The organism is Streptomyces sp. 2-1, assembly GCF_048564895.1.
Classification (GTDB): domain Bacteria; phylum Actinomycetota; class Actinomycetes; order Streptomycetales; family Streptomycetaceae; genus Streptomyces; species Streptomyces phaeochromogenes.
This window is the reverse complement of the sequence record NZ_CP183383.1, coordinates 3,079,756-3,101,068: the sequence shown is the minus strand read 5'-3', so window position 1 is coordinate 3,101,068 and position 21,313 is coordinate 3,079,756. Positions and strand designations below refer to the sequence as shown.

The following is a 21,313-nucleotide window of genomic DNA, read 5'->3' as shown; positions in this document are numbered from 1 at the left end:
GGTGACGCGCGGTAGCATGTCGCTGCCCTGGGGTGACCGTGTCCTGTCGGTCTGGTGGGGATGCGCGATGAGAAAGCTCAACAGGAAAGCCGGGACGCACCGGACGCGCCGCGTGGTCCTCGCGGGAGCGCTGTCCGCCGCCCTGGTCGTCGCCGGCTGCGACGGGGGACCGCGCGGTGGCGGGGGCGAGCGCTCCGCGAAGCGCGGCGGCGACACCACGTGCGACGGCAGACTCGAAGGCACCACCGACATCACCGTGTGGTTCCACGCGGGACCGAGCGGAGAGCTCGACACACTGCGCGGCCAGGTCGAGGACTTCAACGCCGAACAGAAGGACGTACGGGTCGAGTTGATCACGCTCCCCGAAGAGCGCCCCTACGGTGAACTCGTCGTCTCCGCGGCCGCCAGCGGCGAACTGCCCGACCTGCTCGACTTCGACGGCCCGAACCTCTACAACTACGCCTGGTCGGGCAAGCTCAAGCCGATCGACTCCTGTGTGCCCGAGGCGGTGAAGGCCGATCTCCTGCCCTCGATCCGCAAACAGGGCACCTATGAGGGCCGGTTGTGGGGCGTCGGCACCTTCGACTCCGGGCTCGGCCTCTACGTACGCCCCTCCGTCCTGAAGAAGGCCGGGGTCCGTGTCCCGAGCGGCCCGGACGACGCCTGGACGGCCACCGAACTGACCGGCGTCCTGCGGAAGCTGCGCAAGGAGGGCTACGAAAAGCCCCTCGACCTGCGCCTCAACTACGCGCTCTCGGGCCAGGAGTGGAACACGTACGGGTTCGCGCCCGCGGTCTGGTCGGCAGGCGGCGACCTCATCGACCCCAAGGACCTGCGGACGGCGGAAGGTTTCCTCAACGGGCCCGAGGCGGTCGGGGCGATGACCACCCTCCAGAACTGGGTCAAGGAGGGTCTTGTCGACCCGAACAAGGACGACAAGGCCTTCACCGGGGGACGCAGCCCCATCTCCTGGGTGGGGCACTGGACGTACCCCGAGTTCAGCAAGGCGTTCCCGGACGACGTGAAGATCGTTCCGCTGCCCGACTTCGGCAAGGGAACCGTCACCGGGATGGGCTCCTGGCAGTGGGGCGTCACCGCGGGCGCCGTCGACGGGGACGCGGTCTGGCGGTTCCTGGCCCACCTCCTGAAGCCCCGGGAGGTCCTGCGCATGAGCCGGGCCAACGGGGCGGTCCCCGCGACGGACAGCGCCGTCGAGCTCTCGCCGAGGTTCGCCGAGGGCGGTGCCGAGCGCCTGTTCATCGAGCAGCTGAAGAGTGGAGTCGCGCGGCCCCGGTCGCAGACCCCGGCCTATCCGGCGGTCAGCGGCGCCTTCTCGCGGGCCTTCGCGGAGATCATGCTCGACCGTGCCCCGGTGAAGGCCGCCCTGGACAAGGCGGTCCGCCGGATCGACAAGGACCTGGCCGACCACCAGGGCTACCCGTCGGCCGGGCCATGAGATCCGGCGGACGACGTACTCCGGGCGGTATACGCGAGCCCGGGGACGCGGAACGCAGGCAGCCGGGCATCGTACGGAGAGCAGTCGGCGCACGCGGCCCCGTCCGCCTGCGGAGACCCGGCCGGGGCGGACGGTCCGGACCGGCCGGACAGCCCGGGGGAACCGGCCGCCCGCGCTCGGGGACCCCGCTGCTCGCCCGCCTGCGCGTCGGCACCAAGCTCATGCTGCTGGTGCTGCTGCCGGTCTCCGGGCTCATGGCCTTCACGGTCTTCTCGGCCGTGACCGACTGGCGCGAGGCGCGCACCCTGCGGGACTTCAGGACCGCCACGCGCGTCTCCTTCGCCCTGACCTCGCTCACCGAGACCCTGGCACGCGAGCGCCTCGCCGAGGTCCTCGTGGCGGCGGACCCGGACCGGCAGGGAGTGACGGCCGAACGGGACGCGGCCAGGCGCGCCACGGACCGGGCGCTGACCGCCGCGCGGGACGGCGCCGCGGACGGCACCGGGCAGCCGGACGTCCTCGGACAGCTCGACGCGAAGGGGCGGCAGCTCTTCGCGACCCGGGTGGAGGCGGGCAGCGGCTCGTTCACCGCGACGGAGACCGAGCAGACCTACGCGAGCCTCATGAACGACCTGCTCAACACCGTCCACCAGCTCGACTCGGGCCGCCCCTCACGGGCCTCCGGCCGTGCCGCGGACGGCTTTCTGGCCGCACTGGAGGCCATCGAGGCCGCCGAACGCGAACGCGCCGACCTGGCCGTCCTGTTCGCGACGGGCCCCGGGAACACCCCCGTTACCACCGGCGACCCCTGGCAGGCACTGGAGGCGGCCCAGCTCGACACCTTCCGGCAGAACGTGTCGGGACGGCTCAAGGTGCGGCTGTCGGGCGTGCTGCTCCAGCCCGCGGGCCGTACGGTCCGGGCCACGCGCGAGGCCCTCGCCGCTGGCGACACCGCGAAACTGCCCTCCCTGGGCAACTGGTTGGCGGCCTCCACCGGCCGCCTCACCGCCCTGCGCGCGATCGCGGACGCCGCCGAGGACGAGCTGGCGACCGCCGCCGACCGTGATCTGCGGGCCGTGAAGGACCGCGGCGAACGCGAACTGGGCCTCTCCGTAGTGGTCCTTCTCGCCGTCACCGTCCTCGCGCTGGCCCTGCGCCGCTCGATCAACCGCCCCCTCACCGAGGTGTCCGAGGGCGCCAGGGCGCTCGCCGACGGCGACCTGTCGTACGACATCCGCTACACGGGACGCGACGAGATCGGTGACGTGGCCGACACCTTTCGCGAACTCCACGTGACCAGCGAGCGGTTCGCCGGCGAGATCCGCACCATGAACACGGCGATCGACGACAACCGGCTCGGACACCGGGCCGACGTCGCGGCCTTCGGCGGTACCTGGGCGCAGCTGCTGCGCGGCATGAACACCACCATGGCGTCCTTCGCCGCCGCCCACGGACGGCGCCACAAGGCCGAACAGGAGCTGGAGAGCATCTTCAACCTCTCCCTGGACCTGCTGTGCATCAGCGGCCTCGACGGCTACTTCAAGCGCGTGAACCCGGCCTTCGAGAGAACCCTCGGCTACCCCGGCAGCACCCTGCTGTCCCGGCCGTACCTCGACTTCGTGCACGAGGAGGACCGTGACCGCGTCCAGGCCATCCTCGACCGGCTGGCGACCGGCGCCGAGGTCGTCGAGTTCGAGAACCGCTATGTACGCGGCGACGGCACCGATTGCTGGCTCCAGTGGAGCTGCCGTCCCGTCATCGAGGAGGGCCTCATCTACGCGGCCGCGCGCGACGTCACCGAGAGCCGCCGCGCCGCCCGTGAACAGGCCGCGCTGCGCAGTGTCGCCACCCTGGTGGCCCGCGGCGTCCCGCCCCACGAGGTGTTCACGGCCGTCGCCCACGAGGTGGGACTGTTGCTGAGCACGAGCTCCGCGGCCGTCCTGCGGTACGAGGCCGACGGCGCCGCCACCGTCCTCGGCTCCGCCCGTACGGCCGCGACGGAGGGCCAGGAGGCGGCACGGGCGGTGGCCGCGACCGGGCGCGCGGTCCGCGTCGGCCCTTCCGTCGGCGCGCCGATCGTCGTCGACGACCGCCTGTGGGGCGCCGTCGTCGTGTCCGCCCCGCACGCCGAACCGCTGCCCAGGGGAACCGAATCGCGCCTCGCCGACTTCACGGAGCTCATCGCCACCGCCATCGCCAACGCAGACAGCCGCGCCCAACTGGCCGCCTCACGCGCGCGCGTGGTGGCCGCCGGTGACGCGTCCAGGCGGCGCATCGAACGCGATCTGCACGACGGCGTCCAGCAGCGTCTCGTCTCGCTCCAGTTGGACCTGCGCACGGCCGAGTCCATGACGGCGGACCAGCCGGCCGAGCTCGTCGAGCAGCTGGCACACATCGGCAAGGGCCTGGACGACGCCTTCGAGGACCTGCTGCAGATCTCCCGGGGCATCCATCCGGCGATCCTCTCCAAGGGCGGCCTCGGCCCCGCCCTGCGCGCCCTGGCCAGGCGTTCCGCCGTGCCCGTGGAGCTGGATCTGGAGCTGCCGGCGGCCCGCCTCCCGGAGCGGATCGAGGTGGCCGTCTACTACGTGACCTCCGAGTGCCTCACGAACGCCGCCAAGCACGCGCGCGCGACGGTGGTCGAGGTGCGGGCGAGGGCGTACGAGGACGTCCTGGAGGTCGTCATCGGCGACGACGGCGTCGGGGGAGCCGAACCGGGCGGCGGATCCGGGCTGATCGGACTCACCGACCGGGTCGAGGCGACCGGCGGCAGACTGACCGTCAGAAGCCCACCGGGCAGAGGAACCACGCTGATCGCACGGCTGCCCTTGCCGCGGCCCGCTGCGGACTGACGGGCGGCCTTCCCTCGGACACGTGACTGCCCAGCGCGCGGCCCGCCGGGACGGTGAGGTGGCCGTCCGGCCTCAGGGGCGGGGCGTCCCGCCGTTCGGTGCCGACCGCAGGCGCTTGGCGCGTACGACGTCGGGGTCGCGGGGGTCGAGGCCGGAGCGCAGGCCGTCCGCGTACCGCTCCTCGTCCCCGTACGGGGAGAACTCGTCCTCGTACGGCCGCACACGGACCGACCGCCGGCGCTTCTCGATCCGTGTCTGTCGCATCTTCCGCAGCCTTTCGGTCATCGGCCCGCCGCCCCTCACCCGGGGCGGCGGCCCACCTGCATCTGCACTGCTACGAGCATTCCCTCGAACTGTCTTCGTGTCGTCACGGCAAGCCCCCGAAACAGCTTCCGGTTCTCCACCATTGCCCACCTGCGGCTAGCCGTAACCGGCCATGTCCGGCAGGCTGTTGGAGGCGTACCGCAGACGCGCACCGCACCGGTCGGCCGAGCGGACGGGGAGCACCATGGACGCAGCACAGCCGCCCGCGCGCGGGAGGGTCGTTCTGGCCGACGACGACGTCCTGCTCAGAGAGGGTCTGGCCAGTCTCTGCGAGCGCCTCGGCTACGAGGTGGCGGGCCAGGCCGGCGACGCGAACGCGCTCCTGGAACTGGTCGCCGAGCACGTGCCGGACCTGGTGATCGTCGACATCAGGATGCCGCCCACCCACTCCACGGAGGGGCTGAAGGCGGCCCGCGGCATCCGCGAGCGGTATCCCGACCTAGGCATCCTCGTGCTGTCCGCCTTCGTGGAGGTCGAGGACGCGCTGGAGCTGCTCGCGAGCGGGCGGCGGATCGGCTATCTGCTGAAGAGCCGGGTCACGGTCGTGGACGAGTTCATCGAGGCGCTGGACCGCATCCGCAAGGGCGGCTCGGTCGTCGACCCCTCCCTGGTGCGGGAGCTCGTCTCGGCGCAGCGCCGCGACGACCCGCTGTCCTTCCTCAGCACCCGGGAGCGGGAGGTTCTGGAGCTGATGGCCGAGGGCCGCTCGAACGCCGGGATCGGGCGGCGTCTGTGGGTGACCGAGGGCACGGTCGAGAAGCACGTCCGCAGCATTCTCGGCAAGCTCCGCCTGCCGGAGGCCGCGGACGATCACCGGCGGGTGCTGGCGGTTCTCACGTTCCTGGAGTCCCGCTAGCCAGGCCTACCAGCAGCCGACAGGCCGTCGCGCTGTCACACCCCGCCAGTAGGGTGTGAGACATGGCCGACCCCTCCAGCTACCGCCCCAAGCCGGGACAGATCCCCGACTCGCCGGGGGTCTACAAATTCCGCGACGAGCACCGCCGGGTGATCTACGTCGGGAAGGCGAAGAGCCTGCGCCAGCGCCTGGCCAGCTACTTCCAGGACCTCTCCGGCCTTCACCCGCGCACGCGCACGATGGTCACCACGGCCGCGTCCGTGGAGTGGACGGTGGTGTCCACGGAGGTCGAGGCGCTGCAGCTGGAGTACTCCTGGATCAAGGAGTTCGACCCCCGGTTCAACGTCAAGTACCGCGACGACAAGAGCTATCCGTACCTCGCGGTCACCATGAACGAAGAGTTCCCGCGCGTGCAGGTGATGCGCGGCCAGAAGAAGAAGGGCGTGCGCTACTTCGGTCCCTACGGACACGCGTGGGCGATCCGCGACACCGTGGACCTCCTCCTGCGCGTCTTTCCTGTACGGACGTGCTCCGCGGGCGTGTTCAAGAACGCCGCGCGCACCGGCCGCCCCTGTCTGCTCGGCTACATCGGCAAGTGCTCCGCCCCCTGCGTCGAGCGGGTCTCCCCCGAGGAGCACCGCGAACTCGCCGAGGAGTTCTGCGACTTCATGGCCGGCCGCACGGGGACGTACATCCGCCGTCTGGAGGCCCGGATGACGGAGGCGGCGGAGGAGATGGAGTACGAGCGGGCCGCGCGCCTGCGCGACGACATCGAGGCCCTCAAGAAGGCCATGGAGAAGAGCGCCGTCGTGCTCGCCGACGCGACGGACGCCGACCTGATCGCGCTCGCCGAGGACGAGCTGGAAGCGGCCGTGCAGATCTTCCACGTCCGCGGCGGCCGGGTCCGCGGCCAGCGCGGCTGGGTCACCGACAAGGTTGAGGCCGTCACCACGGGTGACCTGGTCGAGCACGCGCTCCAGCAGCTCTACGGAGAGGAGACCGGCGACTCCGTACCGAAGGAGGTGCTCGTCCCGGCGCTGCCCGAGCTCGTGGAGCCCGTCCAGGAGTGGCTCGCCGAGCGCCGCGGGTCGAACGTGTCGCTGCGGATCCCACAGCGCGGCGACAAGAAGGCCCTCATGGAGACGGTCCAGCGCAACGCGCTCCAGGCGCTCGGCCTGCACAAGACCAAGCGGGCCTCCGACCTGACCACCCGCTCCCGGGCCCTGGAGGAGATCGCCGAGGCCCTCGATCTGGACAGCGCGCCGCTGCGGATCGAGTGCTACGACATCTCGCACCTCCAGGGCGACGACGTCGTGGCGTCGATGGTCGTCTTCGAGGACGGGCTGGCGCGCAAGAGCGAGTACCGCCGCTTCCAGATCAAGGGCTTCGAGGGCCAGGACGACGTCCGGTCCATGCACGAGGTGATCACCCGCCGCTTCAGGCGGTACCTCGCCGAGAAGGAGAAGACCGGCGAGTGGGCCGACGGCGAGAACGGGCTCACCGAGGAGGACGGGCGGCCCAAGCGGTTCGCGTACCCCCCGCAGCTGGTCGTCGTCGACGGCGGACAGCCGCAGGTCGCCGCCGCCAAGCGGGCGCTGGACGAGCTCGGGATCGACGACATCGCCGTGTGCGGCCTGGCCAAACGCCTCGAAGAGGTCTGGGTGCCCGGCGAGGACGACCCGGTGGTGCTGCCACGTACCAGTGAAGGGCTCTATCTTCTTCAGCGTGTGCGCGACGAGGCGCACCGCTTCGCGATCACCTACCAGCGCGCCAAGCGGGCCCGGCGGTTCAGGGCGAGCCCGCTGGACGACGTGCCGGGACTCGGTGAGACTCGCAAACAGGCGTTGATCAAGCATTTCGGCTCGGTGAAGAAGCTGCGATCCGCGACGATCGACCAGATCTGCGAGGTTCCCGGCATAGGCCGCAAGACGGCCGAGGCGATCACCGTGGCCCTCGCCCAGGCGGCCCCGGCGGCACCCGCCGTGAACACCGCGACTGGAGAGATCATGGAAGACGAGGAATACGCGACAGACGCGACGGACGCGACAGACGCGACAGACGCGGAATCCGAAACGACGGCGGGTTCCGCGGGGGAGCCCGTGTCCGCGGGCTCCTCGGACGAACGACGGGGGCAGGAGAGATGACCGAGCACGAGCAGGAAGAACCCTCGGCAGGGCGCACGGCGGAGACCGAACCGCCCGCGGCCGGAACCGGGGAACCGCACACGGCCGAAACAGAGGCATCGCACAGCGAAGCAGGCGAGGATCGGACGCAACGAGAAGCGGCCGGCGACGCAGCCGGTCAGGAAGCCGACGAAGCGGCACAGAAAGACGGAGCGGAAGTGAACACGGGCACGACCATCGAGACGGCCGGCGTCCCCGAGGCGGCCATTCCGGAGCTGGTGATCATCTCCGGGATGTCGGGCGCGGGCCGGTCCACCGCCGCCAAGTGTCTGGAGGACCTCGGCTGGTTCGTCGTCGACAACCTGCCGCCCGCGCTGATCCCCACCATGGTGGAGCTCGGCGCCCGCTCGCAGGGGAACGTGGCACGGATCGCGGTCGTCGTCGACGTCCGCGGACGGCGATTCTTCGACAACCTGCGCGAGTCCCTCGCGGACCTGGAGACCAAGCACGTCACCCGGCGCATCGTCTTCCTGGAGTCCTCGGACGACGCCTTGGTGCGCCGCTTCGAGGGAGTGCGGCGCCCGCACCCCCTCCAGGGCGACGGCCGCATCGTCGACGGCATCGCCGCCGAGCGCGAGCTGCTGCGCGAGCTGCGCGGCGACGCGGACCTGGTGATCGACACCTCCAGCCTGAACGTGCACGAGCTGCGCGCCAAGATGGACGCCCAGTTCGCGGGCGAGGAGGAGCCCGAGCTGCGGGCCACCGTCATGTCCTTCGGCTTCAAGTACGGCCTGCCGGTCGACGCCGACCTGGTCGTGGACATGCGGTTCCTGCCCAACCCGCACTGGGTCCCGGAGCTGCGCCAGTACACCGGCCTGAACGAGGAGGTGGCCGCGTACGTCTTCAACCAGCCCGGCGCCAAGGAGTTCCTCGACCGGTACGCCGAGCTGCTGCGGCTCATCCAGACCGGCTACCGCCGCGAGGGCAAGCGATACGTGACCATCGCGGTCGGCTGCACCGGCGGCAAGCACCGCTCCGTCGCCATGTCGGAGAAGCTCGCCGCCCGTCTGGTGTCCGAGGGAGTGGAGACGGTCGTCGTCCACCGGGACATGGGCCGAGAATGACCGGACGTAGTCCGCGGCTGAGCAGACTGCGGCGGATGGCCCCCGAGACACGCGGGGGCAGGCCCGTCGAGGGCCGTGGCGCCAAGCCGCGCCGCCGCGGCGCCCAGCCCAAGGTCGTCGCGCTCGGCGGCGGCATGGGCCTGTCCGCCTCGCTGGCCGCGCTGCGCCGCATCACCGGCGACCTCACCGCGGTCGTCACGGTCGCCGACGACGGCGGCTCCAGTGGCCGGCTGCGCGACGAGCTGGGCGTGCTCCCGCCCGGCGACCTGCGCAAGGCCCTGGCCGCGCTGTGCGGCGACGACGACTGGGGCCAGACCTGGGCGCGTGTCATCCAGCACCGCTTCCAGTCCAAGGGCGAGCTGCACGAGCACGCGGTCGGCAACCTGCTGATCGTCGCCCTCTGGGAGCAGCTCGGCGACCACGTCCAGGCCCTCGACCTGGTCGGCAGGCTGCTGGGCGCGCACGGCAGGGTGCTGCCGATGTCCGCCGTGCCCCTGGAGCTCCAGGCGCTCGTCAAGGGCCACGACCCGGAGCGGCCCGAGGACATCGACACCGTCCGCGGCCAGGCGACCGTGGCGCTCACGCCCGGCGAGGTGCAGTCCGTGCACGTCGTGCCGCACGACCCGCCCGCCGTCCCCGAGGCCGTCGCGGCGGTCCTCGACGCGGACTGGGTGGTCCTCGGCCCCGGCTCCTGGTTCTCCTCGGTGATCCCGCATCTGCTGGTGCCCGAGCTGCTCGACGCGCTCACCGAGACGAAGGCCCGCCGGGTCCTCTCCCTCAATCTCGCTCCGCAGCCCGGAGAAACCGATGGCTTCTCCCCGCAGCGTCATTTGGAGGTTTTGGGACGACACGCCCCTAAACTCGCCCTGGACGTGGTGCTGGCCGACGAGGCCGCCGTGCCCGACCGCGATTTACTGACCGATGCCGCCAAGCGGTTCGGCGCCGCGGTCGAGCTGGCGCCCGTGGCCCGGACCGATGGGTCTCCGAGGCACGATCCGGAGCTGTTGGCCGCCGCGTACGACCGTATTTTTCGGATGCATGGAAGGATCGGCCCATGGCGATGACGGCAGCGGTGAAGGACGAGATTTCCCGGCTTCCCGTCACCCGGACCTGCTGCAGAAAGGCGGAGGTCTCCGCCATTCTGCGGTTCGCGGGCGGCCTTCACCTGGTGAGCGGCCGCATCGTGATCGAGGCGGAGCTGGACACGGCGATGGCGGCGCGCCGGCTGAAGCGGGACATCCTGGAGATCTTCGGCCACAGCTCCGAGCTGATCGTGATGGCTCCGGGCGGTCTGCGCCGCGGCTCCCGTTACGTCGTACGGGTGGTTGCCGGCGGTGACCAGCTGGCCCGCCAGACGGGGCTCGTGGACGGCCGGGGCCGCCCGATCCGGGGTCTGCCGCCGCAGGTGGTCTCGGGGGCCACCTGCGACGCCGAGGCCGCCTGGCGCGGGGCCTTCCTGGCGCACGGCTCGCTCACCGAGCCCGGCCGCTCGTCCTCCCTGGAGGTGACCTGCCCGGGCCCGGAGGCCGCGCTCGCGCTGGTCGGCGCGGCCCGCCGCCTCTCGATCGCCGCGAAGGCCCGCGAGGTACGGGGCGTGGACCGGGTCGTCGTCCGGGACGGGGACGCCATCGGCGCCCTGCTCACCCGCCTCGGTGCCCACGAGTCCGTGCTGGCCTGGGAGGAGCGGCGGATGCGCCGCGAGGTCCGCGCCACCGCCAACCGGCTCGCCAACTTCGACGACGCCAACCTGCGCCGCTCGGCCCGCGCGGCCGTCGCCGCCGGGGCCCGCGTCGGGCGCGCCCTGGAGATCCTCGGCGAGGAGGTCCCGGAGCACCTCGCGGCCGCCGGACGGCTGCGCATGGAGCACAAGCAGGCCTCCCTGGAGGAGCTGGGCGCGCTCGCCGACCCGCCGCTGACCAAGGACGCCGTCGCGGGCCGTATCCGCCGGCTGCTCGCCATGGCCGACAAGCGGGCCCAGGACCTCGGCATCCCGGGCACGGAGTCCACGCTCACCGAGGAGATGGCCGACAACCTCGCGGGCTGAACCACGGAGGTCGTCGCGGGTCGAGCCACGGAGGTCGCCGCGGGTCTAACCACGGAGGTCGTCGTCGGTCGAGTCACGGAGAAGGTCGCGGGCCGAGCCACGGAAATCGCCGCCGCCGTGGCGCGCCGCGGCTCCCCGGGCCGGTCCGCGGACCGTTCCCGGTGCCCCGCCGATGCCGGGGAAGCCGCCCCGATCCTCAACACGCCGGTGCGTGCGCCCATTTGGGGCAACCGCACCGGCGTTTCGCTGTCGTCGATGCGCTCTTGACTTGACCATGAAGTGTCATGAGCCTGGCATCTGTTCGCTGCTGTGGCGGACAACTGCAAGGGGGGCTCATGAGACGAAGAGCGAGATCGATCCTCGCTGCCGGCGCACTCCTGCTCGGCGGAGTGGCCATCGCACCCATGGCACAGGCAGAACCCGGCGCGACGACCGCTCCGGGCGCGGACGAGGTCAAGGTGTTCCGCGCGGACGTCACGAAGGAACAGGTACCCCTGCTCCTCGCGGCGGGCCAGGACAGTCACGAACTGGGCGAACAGGTCCCGAACAAGGGCACGGCCACGGTCGAGGTCTACCTCACCGACAAGCAGGCCGACCAGCTGGAGAAGAAGGGCGTCGACCTCGCCGAGCACAAGCTCTCGGCCAAGGCACGCGCGCGCGTGGCCGCCGCGGGGGACGGCGTCTACCGGCCCTACAGCGGCAAGGGCAACCTCCAGGAGGAGATCCTCAGGACCGGGCAGCAGAACCCGTCCCTGACCAAGGTCGTCTCCATCGGCAAGACCCTCCAGGGGCAGGACATCCTGGCCCTCAAGCTCAGCAAGGGCGCCAAGCAGACCAAGGACGGCGCCAAGCCCTCCATGCTGTACATGTCCAACCAGCACGCGCGTGAGTGGATCACGCCGGAGATGACCCGGCGTCTGATGCACTACTACCTGGACAACTACGGCAAGGACCAGCGGGTCACCAAGCTCGTGAACTCCACCGAGCTGTGGTTCGTCCTGTCCGCCAACCCGGACGGCTACGACTGGACGTTCAAGGCCGAGGGCGACCGCCAGTGGCGCAAGAACATGCGCGACGTCAACGGCGACGGCGCCTGGACCACCGGTGACGGCGTCGACCTCAACCGCAACTTCTCCTACAAGTGGGGCTACGACGACGAGGGTTCGTCGCCGTACCCGACCAGCCAGACCTACCGCGGCGCGAGCCCCGGCTCCGAGCCCGAGACCAAGGCGCTGGACGCCTTCGAGAAGCGCATCGGCTTCGACTACGGCATCAACTACCACTCCGCCGCCGAACTGATCCTCTACGGAGTCGGCTGGCAGGTGGCGACGCCGAGCCCGGACGACGTGCTCTACAAGTCGCTCGCAGGAACCCCCGAGAACCCGGCGATCCCCGGCTACCGCCCGCAGGTCTCCTCCGAGCTCTACACGACCAACGGCGAGGCCGACGGCCACGCGTCCAACGTCAACGGCACGGCGATGTTCACCCCCGAGATGTCGACCTGCCAGACCGCGTCGAACGTCGACCCGAACGACGCCTGGAACGCGGTGGACTGCGAGTCGATCTTCACCTTCCCGGACGACGAGAAGCTGATCCAGCAGGAGTTCGCCAAGAACATCCCCTTCGCGCTCTCCGTCGCCGAGAGCGCCGCCAAGCCCGACCAGCCGAAGTCCTCGGTCGGCATCGACGCCCCCGACTTCACCCCGGCCCCCTTCACCACGTCGTACTCCCGCGGCGCCGACCAGGAGATCACGGTCGTCGCCCGTAAGTCCGTACGCGACAAGGAGCTCAGGTACCGCGTCAACGGCGGCCGTACGGAGGACATGGCGCTCAAGCCCTGGAAGGGCGGCGAGACCTTCGGCGGCGAGGACAACCTCTACTTCGACGAGTACCGCGCCTTCGTGGCGGACGGCGACCCCGGCGACAAGGTCGAGGTCTGGTTCACCGGCGAGACGAAGAGCGGGAAGCCCACCGCCAGTGAGCGCTTCACCTACACCGTGGCCCAGCGGCCGCGCGCCGACACGCTGGTGGTCGCCGAGGAGGGTGCCGCCGCAGCGACACAGGCACAGACCTACGTCGACGCCCTGAAGGCCAACGGCCGCAAGGCCCTCGTCTGGGACGTCGCCACCCAGGGCGTGCCGGACGCGCTCGGCGTCCTCGGTCACTTCAAGACCGTCGTCCACTACACGGGCGCCGACCGCCCCGGCTACGCCACCCAGCTGCAGCTGCGCGCCTACCTCAACGAGGGCGGCAAGCTGATCGAGGCGGGCGAACAGGCGGGCGGCAACGTCGCACTGCCGGGCGCCCTGACGAACGACTTCAGCCAGTACTACCTCGGCGCCTACTCCCGTACGACGACGCCGGGCGTCACGTCCTTCACCGGCTCGGGCAAGCTCGCCGGAGCCACCGGAGCGCTCGGCGGCGCACCGGGCAACCCGCTGAACGCGGCGGGCGCCTACAGCGTCACCTCGGACACGCTTCCGGTCGAGACGTTCCCGCAGTTCGCGAGCGCGGGAGCGGGAGCGTACCCGGGGACCGTCAACCCCTACGGTCCCTTCGAGGGCGCCTCCATGGCGGCGGTCACGCACTCCGACTACGCCTGGAACCGTCTCACCCGCACCATCGACCTCACCGGGGTCACCGCGGCCCAGGCACCCACCCTGCGCACGCAGCTCCTGTGGGACACCGAGGCCGGCTACGACCACGCGGCGCTCGAAGCGCACACGGCCGGGGCCGACGACTGGACGACCCTCCCCGAGAAGGGCGGCGCCACCAGCACCGCGGTTCCCGTGGAGTGCGAGGCCGGGTACTTCATCCAGGCGCACCCCGCCCTCAAGCGCTATCTGACCCCGGGCTCCGCCGGCTGCACCGCGACCGGCACGAGCGGCTCCTGGAACAGCTTCACCGGGGCCTCCGACGGCTGGCAGGAGGTCAACTTCGATCTCTCCGCGTACGCCGGAAAGACGGTGGAGGTGTCGCTGAGCTACATCACCGACCCGGGATCGGGCGGCCACGGTGTGCTCGCCGACAACGCCTCCGTCGTCATCGGCGGCACGGCCGGCCAGACCGACGGCTTCGAGACGTCGCTCGGCGCCTGGAGCGTCCCGGGGCCGCCCGCGGGCAGCCCCGCGGTCGTGAACGACTGGGGCCTGTCGGGCGAACTCTTCAAGACGTACGGAGCGGTCACCACGCGTGACACCGTGCTCCTCGGCTTCGGCCTCGAGCACGTCACCGCGGCGGCCGACCGGACGGCCCTGCTCGGCAAGGCCCTGGCGGCTCTGCGCAGCTGACAAGGGCGAACAAGGGCGTCAAGCCCGGGCGGTCCGTACCCCTACTGGTGGGTACGGACCGCCCTGCCGTGTATGCGGCACTCGATGTCACTCCGGGAGCGTCAGGGAGGTAGGGTCGTAGGCGGTCGGGGACATCCCATACAAACTCGCCGGCGTCCAAAGCCGGCGTTCCTAACGAGGAGATCGGTTCGTGACGATCCGCGTAGGCATCAACGGCTTTGGCCGCATCGGTCGTAACTACTTCCGCGCGCTGCTGGAGCAGGGTGCAGACATCGAGATCGTGGCTGTCAACGACCTGGGTGACACCGCGACCACCGCTCACCTGCTGAAGTACGACACCATCCTGGGCCGACTCAAGGCCGAGGTGTCGCACACCGCCGACACGATCACCGTCGACGGCAAGACGATCAAGGTGCTCTCCGAGCGCAACCCCGCCGACATCCCGTGGGGCGAGCTGGGCGTCGACATCGTCATCGAGTCGACCGGCATCTTCACCAAGAAGGCCGACGCCGAGAAGCACATCACCGGTGGCGCCAAGAAGGTCCTCATCTCGGCTCCGGCCAAGGACGAGGACATCACCATCGTGATGGGCGTCAACCAGGACAAGTACGACCCGGCGAACCACCACGTCATCTCGAACGCCTCCTGCACCACCAACTGTGTGGCGCCGATGGCCAAGGTTCTCGACGAGAACTTCGGCATCGTCAAGGGCCTGATGACGACGGTCCACGCGTACACGAACGACCAGCGCATCCTGGACTTCCCGCACTCGGACCTGCGCCGCGCCCGTGCCGCCGCCGAGAACATCATCCCGACCACCACGGGTGCCGCGAAGGCCACCGCGCTGGTCCTCCCGCAGCTCAAGGGCAAGCTCGACGGCATCGCGATGCGCGTCCCGGTCCCGACCGGCTCGGCCACCGACCTGGTCGTGACGCTGCAGCGCGAGGTCACCAAGGACGAGGTCAACGCCGCGTTCAAGAAGGCCTCCGACGACGGCGACCTCAAGGGCTACCTGGCGTACACCGAGGACCCGATCGTCTCCTCGGACATCGTCAGCGACCCGGCCTCCTGCACCTTCGACTCCTCCCTGACCATGGTCCAGGAGGGCAACACGGTGAAGATCCTCGGCTGGTACGACAACGAGTGGGGCTACTCCAACCGCCTCGTGGACCTCACGGTCTTCGTCGGCGGCCAGCTCTAAGTCCCAGAGCAAGGCCTTTCGATGTGAGCACAGGGCTCGGGCAGCGCACCGCCGCGCTGCCCGAGCCCTGTGCCGCGTGCTGATCGACCAGCCCTCTCGGACCACTTGAGCCTTCTCTAGGAGCCCCCTCATGAAGACGATCGACGAACTTCTCGCCGAAGGCGTGGACGGCAAGCGGGTCTTCGTCCGCGCCGATCTGAACGTGCCGCTGGCCGAAGGCCGCATCACCGACGACGGCCGCATCCGCGCCGTCCTGCCCACCGTCAAGGCCCTCGCCGAGGCGGGCGCCAAGGTGGTCGTCGCCTCGCACCTGGGCCGCCCCAAGGGCGCCCCGGACCCCGCCTTCTCGCTGCTCGCCGCCGCCGAGCGCCTCGGCGAGCTGCTGGGCGCGCCCGTGGCCTTCGCCCAGGACACGGTCGGCCCCGCCGCGCACGACGCCGTGAACGGGCTGCAGCCCGGCCAGGTCGCGGTCATCGAGAACCTCCGCTTCAACGCCGGCGAGACGTCCAAGGACGACACCGAGCGCGGCGAGTTCGCCGACCGGCTCGCCGCCCTTGCCGATGTCTACGTGGGCGACGGTTTCGGTGCCGTGCACCGCAAGCACGCCTCGGTCTTCGACCTCCCGGCGAGGCTGCCGCACTACGCGGGCTACCTCATCGCCACCGAGGTCGGCGTCCTGAAGAAGCTCACCGAGGACGTCAAGCGCCCCTACGTGGTCGCGCTCGGCGGCGCCAAGGTCTCCGACAAGCTCGCCGTGATCGACCAGCTGCTCGGCAAGGCCGACCGGCTGCTGATCGGCGGCGGCATGGCGTACACCTTCCTCAAGGCCAAGGGCTACGAGATCGGCAAGTCCCTCCTCCAGGAGGACCAGATCCCGGCGGTCCAGGAGTACATCGAGAGGGCCGAGAAGAACGGCGTCGAGCTGATCCTCCCGGTCGACGTGGTGGTCTCCGCGGGCTTCCCCGACCTGAAGGCCAAGGCGCCCACCAACCCCACCACCGTCGCCGCGGACGCCGTCCCGGCCGACCAGATGGGCCTGGACATCGGTCCGGAGTCCCGCAAGCTGTACGCATCGAAGCTCACCGACGCCGCCACGGTCTTCTGGAACGGCCCGATGGGCGTCTTCGAGCACCCCGACTACGCCGAGGGCACCAAGGCGGTCGCCCAGGCCCTTCTCGACTCCCCGGCCTTCACGGTCGTCGGCGGTGGCGACTCCGCCGCGGCCGTCCGCATCCTGGGCTTCGACGAGACGGCATTCGGCCACATCTCGACCGGCGGCGGCGCCTCCCTCGAATACCTCGAGGGCAAGACGCTCCCCGGCCTCGCCGCACTGGAGGACTGACCCCGTATGACCACTCGTACGCCGCTGATGGCGGGCAACTGGAAGATGAACCTCAACCACCTCGAGGCCATCGCCCATGTCCAGAAGCTCGCCTTCGCCCTGGCCGACAAGGACTACGAGGCCTGTGAGGTCGCGGTCCTGCCGCCCTTCACCGACCTCCGCTCGGTGCAGACCCTGGTCGACGGGGACAAGCTCAAGATCAAGTACGGCGCCCAGGACATCTCGGCGCACGACTCCGGTGCCTACACCGGCGAGATCTCCGGCTCGATGCTGGCCAAGCTCAAGTGCACCTACGTGGCGATCGGCCACTCCGAGCGCCGCCAGTACCACAACGAGACCGACGACGTCGTGAACACCAAGGTCAAGGCCGCCTACAAGCACGGCCTCACCCCGATCCTGTGCGTCGGCGAGGAGCTGGACGTCCGCGAGGCGGGCAACCACGTCACGCACACGCTCGCGCAGGTCGAGGGCGGTCTCAAGGACCTCCCGGCCGAGCAGGCCGAGACGATCGTGATCGCGTACGAGCCCGTCTGGGCCATCGGCACCGGCAAGGTCTGCGGCTCCGACGACGCCCAGGAGGTCTGCGCGGCGATCCGCGGCAAGCTCGCCGAGCTGTACACGCAGGAACTGGCCGATGCCGTCCGGATTCAGTACGGCGGCTCCGTCAAGGCCGGCAACGTCGCCGAGATCATGGCGAAGCCCGACATCGACGGTGCCCTGGTCGGCGGCGCGTCCCTGGACTCCGAGGAGTTCGTCAAGATCGTCCGCTTCCGCGACCAGTGAGCCGCGTTCCGTAACGAACCGGCGACCTGCGAGTAGGCCGTAGCGGCGTTACGTCGTACCCTTGCGGGGGCCGGGCTGCTTCGTACCCGAAGCACCGGCCCCCGTCGTCCGTTCCAAGTCCGAGGAAGTTGGTCCAGCCGTGGTTATGGGGTTCTCGATCGCCCTGATCGTCTTCAGCCTGTTGCTGATGATGCTGGTGCTGATGCACAAGGGGAAGGGCGGCGGCCTGTCCGACATGTTCGGTGGCGGCATGCAGTCCTCCGTCGGCGGCTCCTCGGTCGCCGAGCGCAACCTGGACCGCATCACCGTGGTGGTCGGTTTGCTGTGGTTCGCGTCCATTGTGGTGCTGGGCCTTCTCATGAAGGTCAACAACTGATCACCGCCCAACATCGGAACAGCAGCACAAACGCACATTACGCAAGCACATTCCGCACGTAAGGCCCCATGTACGGTACGCGCCCGCAAGCGCGGCCTATCATGGGGCTTGCGTCTTGCGGCGGGGTGTAACTCCATCTACTAGACGCGCGTTGGGCCTTACGTAGACTGAGGCGCTCGCAGCGAAGCGAAACGCCGACTCGCTTTGCGGCACCATTACGCAGGGAGTTACGACCGTGGCAAGTGGCAACGCGATCCGAGGAAGCCGGGTCGGGGCGGGGCCGATGGGCGAGGCCGAGCGTGGCGAGTCCGCGCCGCGGCTGCGCATCTCCTTCTGGTGCTCGAACGGGCACGAGACGCAGCCCAGCTTCGCCAGCGACGCGCAGGTCCCCGATACCTGGGACTGCCCGCGCTGCGGCTTCCCCGCCGGACAGGACCGGGACAACCCGCCGGACCCGCCGCGCACCGAACCGTACAAGACGCACCTCGCGTACGTACGGGAACGGCGCAGCGACGCGGACGGCGAGGCCATCCTCGCCGAGGCGCTCGCCAAACTGCGGGGCGAGATCTAGGAGTTGAGGTCCGGCCGGATACCCACGGGTGTCCGGCCGGACGTGTTTGGGACGCGCACCGGGACTCTGCCCGTGCCTTCTCCCCTGACGCGCTGATACGCGTGCTCCAGCCGGACGTATCTGTTGTTGAGCCGGACGACGGCGGGACGACAGCTCACGTTCCGCCCTGATCAATTAGGTTGGGACCGGCAGCGGGGCAAGGTACGCAGCACAGGCAGGAAAGAGGCGGAAGTCCCACATGAACGCAGACAGCCGTACCAGGCTCGACCAGACACCCGAGTGGACCGCTCTGGCCGGGCACCGGGAGGAACTCGGCGAGGCACAGCTCCGCGAGCTGTTCGCCCAGAACCCCGGACGCGGCACCGGATACACGCTTCAGGTCGGCGATCTGCACGTCGACTACTCCAAGCACCTCGTCACCGACGAGACACTGCGGCTGCTGCGCGCGCTGGCCGCCGCCACGGACGTGTTCGGACTGCGGGACGCCATGTTCCGCGGCGAGAAGATCAACACGACCGAGGACCGCGCGGTCCTGCACACCGCGCTGCGCGCCCCGCGCGACGAGGTCGTCGAGGTCGACGGCGAGAACGTCGTACCGGCCGTGCACGCCGTCCTCGACAAGATGGCCGGCTTCGCCGAGCGCGTCCGTTCGGGCGAGTGGACCGGGCACACCGGCAGCCGCATCAAGAACGTGGTGAACATCGGCATCGGCGGCTCCGACCTCGGCCCGGCGATGGCGTACGAGGTACTGCGGTCCTTCACCGACCGGGACCTGACCGTCCGCTTCGTGTCGAACGTGGACGGGGCCGACCTCCACGAGGCCGTCCGCGACCTGGACCCGGCCGAGACGCTGTTCATCGTCGCCTCGAAGACCTTCACCACCATCGAGACGATCACCAACGCGACCTCCGCCCGCAACTGGCTGCTCACCGAGCTGAAGGCCGGTCAGGAAGCCGTCGCCAAGCACTTCGTGGCGCTGTCGACGAACGCCGAGAAGGTCGCGGACTTCGGTATCGACACGGCCAACATGTTCGAGTTCTGGGACTGGGTCGGCGGCCGTTACTCGTTCGACTCGGCGATCGGTCTGTCGCTGATGATCGCGATCGGCCCGGACCGCTTCCGGGAGATGCTCGACGGCTTCCACCTTGTCGACGAGCACTTCAGGACCGCGCCCGCCGAGTCCAACGTGCCGCTGCTCCTCGGCCTGTTGGGCGTCTGGTACGGCAACTTCCACGACGCCCAGTCGCACGTGGTGCTGCCGTACTCGCACTACCTGTCCAAGTTCACCGCGTACCTGCAGCAGCTCGACATGGAGTCCAACGGCAAGTCCGTGGACCGTGACGGGCGTCCCGTGGAGTGGGAGACGGGTCCCGTCGTGTGGGGCACGCCGGGCACCAACGGACAGCACGCTTACTACCAGCTCATCCACCAGGGCACGAAGCTGATCCCGGCGGACTTCATCGGTTTCGCCGAGCCGGTCGCCGATCTGCTGCCGGGTCTGGTCGCCCAGCACGACCTGCTGATGGCCAACTTCTTCGCGCAGACGCAGGCGCTGGCCTTCGGCAAGACGCCGGACGAGGTGCGGGCGGAGGGCGTGCCCGAGGAGCTGGTGCCGCACAAGACGTTCAAGGGCAACCACCCGACGACGACCATCCTCGCGCGCGAGCTCACCCCGTCGGTGCTCGGCCAGCTCATCGCCCTCTACGAGCACAAGGTGTTCGTGCAGGGCGCGATCTGGAACATCGACTCCTTCGACCAGTGGGGCGTCGAGCTCGGCAAGGTCCTCGCCAAGCGTGTGGAGCCCGCGCTGACGGAGGGTGCGGACGTGCCGGGCCTCGACGAGTCCACCACCGCGCTCGTGGCCAAGTACCGGGAACTGCGGGGCCGGAAGTAGTCGTGGAGTAGTCGTGTGGGTCGGGAGGTGGACGGTGAGGTGACCGTTCGCCTCCCGTAGAATTCCCGGCGATCATGGCGTCGAGGGCTCGGGGGAGCTGAACATGGCTGGTTCGCGCGGAAGATGGCTCAGCCGCAACCTGTCGGTGGCGTCGATTCTGCAGCCCAAGGCCGTGGCCCAGGCGGTGTTCCACCCGGCGTGGATCCCGCCGGCGGTCGATCCGTCGGTGGAGCGCCTCAAGCGGGTGCGCGTCGTTGCCGGAGCTGTGGCGGCGTTCGGCGTGTACACGTTCGTTGAGGGCAAGTTCGACTTCAACGAGGTGCTCGAGAACATCGTGGTGGCGGCCCTCGTGCTGCTGTTCATCACCCCGCTGACCGTGGGCGTCATGCTCTTCGTCTGGCGGCGCACCGGCAGGATCCGCGAGCTGCGCGGGTCCCTGTTCAACTCGCTCAAGCTGCTGCTCCTCTTCATCGTCATGGTCGTCGGGACGGTGCTGCTGTGGCAGCTCTCGATCCAGCTCGGAACCATCTGGACGGTGGTGCTCGGCCTGCCGGCGATGTGGATCACCGGCATGCTGATGTACGGGGCCGTGCAGCTGTCCGGGAACTTCTTCGGTTCCGCCGCCGTGCACCGCGCCCTGCCGGCGCTGCTCGCCACCGTGACGACATGGCTGATGGCCCTTCCGGACCTGGTCACCGGTGATCTGCACGGGCTCAGCTTCAAGCTGGGGGTCGTCTTCATCCTGGGCGCCCCGCTGACGGTCACGGGCATCGCGGCCCTGGAGATGCACCGGCTCCGCCGCCACCACGGCATCCGGCTGTCCGCGCATCCGTCGACGCTCCCGGCGCCGCGGCCGTACGCACCGAACAACGGGTTCGTGCCGCCCCAGGGGAACATGTACCCGCCGCCGGGCCAGCCGTACGCGCCTCCCGGTCAGCCGTACATGCCGCCGGGCCAGCCGTACCCGCCCGGCAACGGGGTGCCGCATCCGCCGTACGTCCACGGCAACAACCCGTACGGACCGCCCCAGCCGCCGCAGCCGCCGTACCGGTCCTGACCTGCCTGACTCGACCGCCC

At 70.1% G+C, this 21,313-nt stretch carries 16 protein-coding genes; 15 read left to right on the top strand and 1 reads right to left on the bottom strand.

The annotated features are described in order from the left end of the window. The first annotated feature begins 67 nt into the window (after positions 1-67). Both ACN20J_RS13650 and ACN20J_RS13645 read left to right on the top strand, forming a co-directional pair. On the top strand, positions 68-1,456 hold the full coding sequence (locus ACN20J_RS13650) for an ABC transporter substrate-binding protein (RefSeq protein WP_419665968.1): 1,389 nt from the start codon (positions 68-70) through the stop codon (positions 1,454-1,456). Then, entirely contained in the window at positions 1,453-4,308 is a 2,856-nt protein-coding gene (locus tag ACN20J_RS13645; RefSeq protein ID WP_419665967.1) for a PAS domain S-box protein, read from the top strand. Before ACN20J_RS13650 ends, ACN20J_RS13645 begins: the two co-directional genes overlap by 4 nt. Before the next feature lie 72 nt (positions 4,309-4,380). On the opposite strand, the gene ACN20J_RS13640 is transcribed toward ACN20J_RS13645, so the two are convergent. Continuing rightward, positions 4,381-4,572 (bottom strand): hypothetical protein, encoded by a 192-nt coding sequence (locus tag ACN20J_RS13640; RefSeq protein ID WP_189840654.1) that lies wholly within the window; start codon positions 4,570-4,572, stop codon positions 4,381-4,383. Positions 4,573-4,816: 244 nt separating this feature from the next. Between ACN20J_RS13640 and ACN20J_RS13635 the strand changes: the two genes are divergently transcribed. The 13 genes from ACN20J_RS13635 (at position 4,817) to ACN20J_RS13575 (ending at position 21,293) form a co-directional block, all read left to right on the top strand. Next, positions 4,817-5,488 carry a response regulator gene (locus ACN20J_RS13635; protein ID WP_190230264.1) on the top strand — a complete coding sequence of 224 codons (672 nt, stop codon included), beginning with the start codon at positions 4,817-4,819 and terminating at the stop codon, positions 5,486-5,488. Between the two features lie 62 nt (positions 5,489-5,550). After that, positions 5,551-7,632 carry an excinuclease ABC subunit UvrC gene (gene uvrC / locus ACN20J_RS13630; RefSeq protein WP_419665966.1) on the top strand — a complete coding sequence of 694 codons (2,082 nt, stop codon included), beginning with the start codon at positions 5,551-5,553 and terminating at the stop codon, positions 7,630-7,632. Then, the gene (rapZ, locus tag ACN20J_RS13625) at positions 7,629-8,735 is read left to right on the top strand and encodes an RNase adapter RapZ (protein ID WP_189840465.1); all 1,107 of its coding nucleotides are present in this window, start codon (positions 7,629-7,631) and stop codon (positions 8,733-8,735) included. The genes uvrC and rapZ overlap by 4 nt, the downstream gene beginning before the upstream one ends. Beyond that, the gene (locus ACN20J_RS13620) at positions 8,732-9,799 is read left to right on the top strand and encodes a gluconeogenesis factor YvcK family protein (protein WP_419665965.1); all 1,068 of its coding nucleotides are present in this window, start codon (positions 8,732-8,734) and stop codon (positions 9,797-9,799) included. The genes rapZ and ACN20J_RS13620 overlap by 4 nt, the downstream gene beginning before the upstream one ends. Beyond that, a complete protein-coding gene (whiA, locus tag ACN20J_RS13615) occupies positions 9,790-10,779 on the top strand; it encodes a DNA-binding protein WhiA (protein ID WP_055615083.1) in 990 nt (329 codons plus the stop codon). Before ACN20J_RS13620 ends, whiA begins: the two co-directional genes overlap by 10 nt. Before the next feature lie 335 nt (positions 10,780-11,114). Beyond that, positions 11,115-14,069, top strand: a complete 2,955-nt coding sequence (locus ACN20J_RS13610) for a M14 family zinc carboxypeptidase (protein WP_419665964.1) — start codon at positions 11,115-11,117, stop codon at positions 14,067-14,069. Between the two features lie 190 nt (positions 14,070-14,259). Continuing rightward, positions 14,260-15,270, top strand: a complete 1,011-nt coding sequence (gene gap / locus ACN20J_RS13605; protein ID WP_055615081.1) for a type I glyceraldehyde-3-phosphate dehydrogenase — start codon at positions 14,260-14,262, stop codon at positions 15,268-15,270. Between the two features lie 130 nt (positions 15,271-15,400). Next, positions 15,401-16,612 carry a phosphoglycerate kinase gene (locus ACN20J_RS13600; RefSeq protein ID WP_364186176.1) on the top strand — a complete coding sequence of 404 codons (1,212 nt, stop codon included), beginning with the start codon at positions 15,401-15,403 and terminating at the stop codon, positions 16,610-16,612. A gap of 6 nt (positions 16,613-16,618) precedes the next feature. Next, entirely contained in the window at positions 16,619-17,395 is a 777-nt protein-coding gene (gene tpiA / locus ACN20J_RS13595; protein ID WP_361995349.1) for a triose-phosphate isomerase, read from the top strand. Between the two features lie 145 nt (positions 17,396-17,540). Continuing rightward, positions 17,541-17,771: a preprotein translocase subunit SecG gene (gene secG, locus ACN20J_RS13590; RefSeq protein ID WP_055615078.1), complete on the top strand. Its 231-nt coding sequence runs from the start codon at positions 17,541-17,543 to the stop codon at positions 17,769-17,771. Between the two features lie 235 nt (positions 17,772-18,006). After that, positions 18,007-18,342, top strand: coding sequence for an RNA polymerase-binding protein RbpA (locus ACN20J_RS13585; RefSeq protein WP_003957010.1), 336 nt, complete (start codon positions 18,007-18,009; stop codon positions 18,340-18,342). A gap of 238 nt (positions 18,343-18,580) precedes the next feature. Then, positions 18,581-20,236, top strand: coding sequence for a glucose-6-phosphate isomerase (gene pgi / locus ACN20J_RS13580; protein ID WP_419665963.1), 1,656 nt, complete (start codon positions 18,581-18,583; stop codon positions 20,234-20,236). Positions 20,237-20,339: 103 nt separating this feature from the next. Continuing rightward, complete coding sequence (locus tag ACN20J_RS13575; protein WP_364186180.1) at positions 20,340-21,293, top strand: hypothetical protein; 954 nt, start codon at positions 20,340-20,342, stop codon at positions 21,291-21,293. Positions 21,294-21,313: the final 20 nt, after the last annotated feature.

Bases quoted from the DNA above. Each gene is read 5' to 3' on its own strand.
- ACN20J_RS13575 (WP_364186180.1), top strand. From the start codon at position 20,340: ATGGCTGGTTCGCGCGGAAGATGGCTCAGCCGCAACCTGTCGGTGGCG.
- ACN20J_RS13635 (WP_190230264.1), top strand. From the start codon at position 4,817: ATGGACGCAGCACAGCCGCCCGCGCGCGGGAGGGTCGTTCTGGCCGAC.
- whiA (WP_055615083.1), top strand. From the start codon at position 9,790: ATGGCGATGACGGCAGCGGTGAAGGACGAGATTTCCCGGCTTCCCGTC.
- pgi (WP_419665963.1), top strand. From the start codon at position 18,581: ATGAACGCAGACAGCCGTACCAGGCTCGACCAGACACCCGAGTGGACC.
- uvrC (WP_419665966.1), top strand. From the start codon at position 5,551: ATGGCCGACCCCTCCAGCTACCGCCCCAAGCCGGGACAGATCCCCGAC.
- rapZ (WP_189840465.1), top strand. From the start codon at position 7,629: ATGACCGAGCACGAGCAGGAAGAACCCTCGGCAGGGCGCACGGCGGAG.
- ACN20J_RS13650 (WP_419665968.1), top strand. From the start codon at position 68: ATGAGAAAGCTCAACAGGAAAGCCGGGACGCACCGGACGCGCCGCGTG.
- ACN20J_RS13610 (WP_419665964.1), top strand. From the start codon at position 11,115: ATGAGACGAAGAGCGAGATCGATCCTCGCTGCCGGCGCACTCCTGCTC.
- secG (WP_055615078.1), top strand. From the start codon at position 17,541: ATGGGGTTCTCGATCGCCCTGATCGTCTTCAGCCTGTTGCTGATGATG.
- ACN20J_RS13600 (WP_364186176.1), top strand. From the start codon at position 15,401: ATGAAGACGATCGACGAACTTCTCGCCGAAGGCGTGGACGGCAAGCGG.
- ACN20J_RS13640 (WP_189840654.1), bottom strand. From the start codon at position 4,572: ATGCGACAGACACGGATCGAGAAGCGCCGGCGGTCGGTCCGTGTGCGG.
- tpiA (WP_361995349.1), top strand. From the start codon at position 16,619: ATGACCACTCGTACGCCGCTGATGGCGGGCAACTGGAAGATGAACCTC.
- ACN20J_RS13620 (WP_419665965.1), top strand. From the start codon at position 8,732: ATGACCGGACGTAGTCCGCGGCTGAGCAGACTGCGGCGGATGGCCCCC.
- ACN20J_RS13645 (WP_419665967.1), top strand. From the start codon at position 1,453: ATGAGATCCGGCGGACGACGTACTCCGGGCGGTATACGCGAGCCCGGG.